Genomic DNA, 4,742 nt, shown 5'->3' on the forward strand with positions numbered 1-4,742 from the left:
AACGCCGTTGAGCCTCTTTATAACTCAACTCGCCTTTTTCTACTTGGTCGACAACCGACAATTTAAAAGTCAGCGTGTAATCGCGCTGACTACGTTTTGCGCCCGTATCCATTGCACCCTCCTGATAAGAAGCCAGAAGGTGTAAACCTTATTCAGGACGAGACAGTGCACAGTAAAAAGGCCCGTTGAACGGGCCTTTTTGCATTCTGAACCGCCGATCGGCTTGATTGATATACCGTAACAATAGTTGACCGATTTTCTCGGACAAGCGGATAATGCGCGTCATCACGCATTATGGCGGCGTAACGCCGGGAGATAGTCAGCATGAGCGTCGAATCCTTCACCCCCACGGCTTTGCAATTCACCCACGGTGCCGCGCACAAGGTGAAGAGCCTGGTCGATGAAGAGGGGAATGATCGCTTGAAGCTGCGCGTATTCGTTACGGGCGGCGGTTGTTCAGGGTTTCAATACGGTTTCACCTTCGATGAAGAGGTGGCAGAGGACGACACCATCGTCGAGCGTGAAGGCGTGAGTCTGGTGGTTGACCCGATGAGCTTCCAGTACCTCGCGGGTGCCGAAGTGGACTACCAGGAAGGTCTGGAAGGTTCGCGCTTCGTGATCAAAAACCCGAACGCCACCACGACCTGTGGTTGCGGATCTTCGTTCTCGATCTGATCGCACTTCGCTGAACACAGCAAAACGCCGCAGAGCCTCACGGTTCGGCGGCGTTTTGTTTTCTGTAAATTGAGTCAGGCTGGGTAGATAGCGCCAAGTACTCGCAGGCCGCGGGCGCCGGTGACGCTTGGGCGGTTGGCGGCAATGCCTTCTAGACAGCAATGGGCCAGCCAAGCGAAAGCCATGGCTTCGACCCAGTCCGGGTCTACACCGCGCGTGGCGGTGCTGGCGACTTTCGCCTTCGGCAGCAGATCGGCCAGTCGCTTCATAAGCGTGGCATTGTGCGCGCCGCCACCGCAGACCAACAGTTCTCTGGTATCGGATTGAGCGCTTTGCAGCGACTCAACAATAGTCAGCGCGGTCAGCTCAAGCAAAGTGGCCTGGACGTTTTCAGCAGCAAGCGTCGGTAGGTGGGAGAGGTGCTGTTGCAGCCAAGGCAGATTGAACACTTCCCGCCCCGTGCTTTTCGGCCCTTTAGTCACGAAGAAAGGGTCGCTGAGCAGTGCTTTGAGCAGGCTTGGTTCTGCAGTGCCGGTGGCTGCCCACTGACCATTGCGATCGTAGTTTTCTCCGACTTGTTGTTGAATCCAGGCGTCCATCAGCACGTTTCCGGGGCCGCAATCGAAACCGGCTACAGGCTTGTTCGGCTCGATCAGGCTGAGATTGCTGAAACCGCCGACATTCAAGACAGCCTGGTTGCCGTTACGCTCTTCGAACAAAGCTTCATGGAAGGCTGGTACCAGTGGTGCGCCTTGGCCACCGGCAGCGACATCGCGGCTGCGGAAGTCACTGACCACTGTGATACCTGTCAACTCGGTCAGCAGGGCCGGGTTGCCGATCTGTACGGTGAAGCCGCGTGCGGGCTCATGGCGAATGGTCTGGCCGTGACTGCCTATCGCGCGTATGGCTTGAGGTTGGAGCTTCTGCTGATCAAGGAGGGTGTGAATGCCCTGAGCGGCGAGTTTTACCCAGTTCTGCTGTGCAATCGCAGAGCGGGCGATCTCGTCAGGGCCGCTGGCGCATAAGCCAAGTAGCTCGGCGCGCAGGGACTCAGGCATAGGGATGTAATGCGTGGCGATCAGTTTGATTGCCGGGGTATGTTCGATCAGCGCGATGTCCAGGCCATCGAGACTGGTTCCAGACATCACACCGATATACAGGGCCATGGCTTAACGCTTGCTCGAAGCCAGCATTGTGGCCTTCTCTTTATCCATGCGTGCCATCAGCGGCTGGCTCTGAGCCATGAAACGAGAGCGCTCGGATTTGGCGATCGGATCGGCCATTGGCAGCTTTTGTCCCAGTGGATCGACGTGAACGCCGTTGACCTGGAATTCATAGTGCAAGTGCGGACCGGTGGAAAGGCCGGTGGTGCCGATGTAGCCGATCACTTGGCCCTGCTTGACGGTACCGCCGGTTTTCACGCCTTTGGCGAAGCCTTGCATGTGCCCGTAAAGCGTACGGTAAGTATTACCGTGCTGGATGATCACTGTGTTGCCGTAGCCGCCGCGACGACCGGCCAACAGCACTTTGCCGTCACCGGCCGCCTTGATTGGTGTGCCGCGTGGTGCTGCGTAATCGACACCTTTATGAGCACGGATCTTGTTGAGGATAGGATGTTTACGGCCCATGGAGAACTTCGAGCTGATGCGGGCGAAGTCCACCGGGGTACGGATAAACGCCTTGCGCATGCTGTTGCCGTCAGCCGTGTAATAACTGCTGTTGCCCTGTTTGTTGGTGTAACGAACAGCGGTATAGGTCTTGCCTCGGTTAGTGAACCGCGCGGACAGGATCGGACCGTTGCCGACAGCTTTGCCGTTAACCACTTTCTGCTCGTAGATAACGTCGAAATCATCACCCTGGCGGATGTCCTGCGCAAAGTCGATGTCATAGCCGAATACATTGGCCATATCCATGGTCAGGCTGTGAGACAGGCCAGCACGCGCAGCCGACTGCGACAGCGAACTGTTGATGACGCCGTGGGCATAAGCAGTGCGAACGGTTGGTTTCGCGATAACACGGTTGAAGGAATAACCTTTGTCATTCTTGGTCAGGGTGATGGTTTCGACATCACTGACCTTGCTGTGAAGGCTGGTCAGTTGCCCTTCCGGGTTCAGATCGAATTCGAGTTTCTGGCCGTGTTTGAGCTGGCTGAATTGCTTGGCTTGCTTGTCACTGGCCAGTACTTCATGCACGGCCGCAGCTGGCAGCCCCACCTTTTCGAACAATGTGGACAGCGTATCGCCCTTGGCGACGACGATTTCGCGGTGCCAGGGGTCTTTTGGTTTTTCGTCGGCCTGAACTGTCGCGGACGCGGCTTCAGTAGTGTTTTCGCTACTGTTTTCTATCTGTGCAAATGGCGAAGCTGCTGGCTCGTTTGTGGCTTGAGCCGCGTCAGCGGCGTCTTGATCTTGTGCCAGTTGATCAGCAGGACTTTCCAGTTCAAGGCTCAGCGTTGTCTTTTTGGCTTCAACATCACTGGAAGGAAATACCAGGAGCGCCAGGCTGAGAAGGGCGGCGATTCCACTTGCGGCGAGCAGGTGGGTCTTCGGGTAAAGCGGCGGCGCTTTAGACGGTTCTGTGGTCATAAGTAATTTTGACTTTGAATAGTGATGAATTGGAAAAGATGAATGACATGATGAAGATGAAATAACTGTATAAAATATAACCAAATCATCTCTGAAGCAAGTCTACAGACCTCGCGTCTGTGGATTGGTGTCCGTGCGCCGGGCAAAACTTGTAATTGGTGCGCGATCTTGTATGGTTGGTTCCCTTTGAATCTGAGCCTTGCGGGTCTGTTATGAAGTCGGTTGAAGAGCAGCTAGCGCTGATTAAACGTGGTGCGGAAGAACTGTTGGTCGAGTCCGAGCTGGTCGAGAAGCTCAAGCGTGGCCAGCCGCTGCGTATTAAGGCTGGTTTCGATCCAACCGCTCCCGATCTGCACTTGGGTCACACTGTGCTTATTAATAAGCTGCGCCAGTTCCAGGAGCTGGGGCATCAGGTGATCTTCCTTATAGGTGACTTCACCGGGATGATCGGTGATCCGAGCGGCAAGAGCGCAACGCGGCCGCCGCTGACTCGTGAGCAGGTTCTGGAAAATGCCGAGACTTACAAAACTCAGGTGTTCAAGATTCTTGATCCGGCGAAGACCGAAGTCGCGTTCAACTCCACCTGGATGGATCAGATGGGGCCGGCAGATTTCATTCGTCTGACTTCGCAGTACACCGTTGCTCGCATGCTTGAGCGCGATGACTTCGATAAGCGATACACCACCAATCAGCCGATCGCGATTCACGAGTTTCTCTATCCGTTGGTTCAGGGTTATGACTCTGTTGCTCTGCGTGCGGATGTCGAGTTGGGTGGTACCGATCAGAAGTTCAATCTATTGATGGGGCGTGAGCTACAGCGTGGTTATGGTCAAGAGGCTCAGTGCATTCTGACTATGCCGCTGCTGGAAGGGCTGGATGGCGTGAAGAAAATGTCCAAGTCGCTGGGCAATTACGTCGGCATCCAGGAGGCGCCCGGTGTCATGTACGGCAAACTGGTTTCTATTCCAGATGCGCTCATGTGGCGCTACTTCGAGTTGCTCAGTTTCCGTACCATGGATGAGATTGGTGCGTTCCGTGCTGATGTAGAGGCTGGAGCCAATCCGCGCGATATCAAAATCAAACTGGCTGAAGAGATCGTTGCGCGCTTCCATGGTGAAGAGGCAGCTGCGAATGCTCACCGTGCGGCGGGTAATCGTATGAAGGATGGCGAGTTGCCGGATGATCTGCCGGAGATCGAGCTGGCTTCTGCTGAGGATATGCCGATTGCTGCTGTCCTTAATAAGGCAGGCCTGGTGAAGAACTCCGCTGCTGCACGAGATCTGCTGGCTTCTGGTGGTGTGCGGGTTGATGGTGAGGTGGTTGATCGCTCCTTTATATACGTACTGGGGGCGACTCACGTTTGTCAGGCTGGTAAGAAGGCATTCGCGCGTATTTCGTTGAAATCTGAGGGGGATTGAAAATAGGTGTTGACGGCGAATTCCAGACGTCTATAATTCGCCCCACTTCCGGCGCAGTCGAAAC

Annotated in this window: 4 protein-coding genes; 2 read left to right on the plus strand and 2 right to left on the minus strand. The window is 55.1% G+C overall.

What is annotated here, in order from left to right:
- Positions 1–324: 324 nt before the first annotated feature.
- A complete protein-coding gene (gene erpA, locus K5E40_RS33970) occupies positions 325–675 on the plus strand; it encodes an iron-sulfur cluster insertion protein ErpA (RefSeq protein WP_060541601.1) in 351 nt (116 codons plus the stop codon).
- A gap of 74 nt (positions 676–749) precedes the next feature.
- Here erpA and K5E40_RS33975 read toward each other — a convergent pair whose 3' ends face one another.
- Together K5E40_RS33975 and K5E40_RS33980 are read right to left on the minus strand one after the other, a co-directional pair.
- Positions 750–1,841: an anhydro-N-acetylmuramic acid kinase gene (locus tag K5E40_RS33975; RefSeq protein ID WP_221734394.1), complete on the minus strand. Its 1,092-nt coding sequence runs from the start codon at positions 1,839–1,841 to the stop codon at positions 750–752.
- A 3-nt stretch (positions 1,842–1,844) separates the two neighbouring features.
- Entirely contained in the window at positions 1,845–3,260 is a 1,416-nt protein-coding gene (locus K5E40_RS33980) for a peptidoglycan DD-metalloendopeptidase family protein (RefSeq protein ID WP_221734395.1), read from the minus strand.
- 212 nt (positions 3,261–3,472) lie between these two features.
- Between K5E40_RS33980 and tyrS the strand changes: the two genes are divergently transcribed.
- On the plus strand, positions 3,473–4,678 hold the full coding sequence (gene tyrS, locus K5E40_RS33985) for a tyrosine--tRNA ligase (protein ID WP_221734396.1): 1,206 nt from the start codon (positions 3,473–3,475) through the stop codon (positions 4,676–4,678).
- The last annotated feature ends 64 nt before the right edge of the window (positions 4,679–4,742 follow it).

Source organism: Pseudomonas baetica, from assembly GCF_019733355.1.
Taxonomy (GTDB): Bacteria; Pseudomonadota; Gammaproteobacteria; order Pseudomonadales; family Pseudomonadaceae; genus Aquipseudomonas; species Aquipseudomonas baetica_A.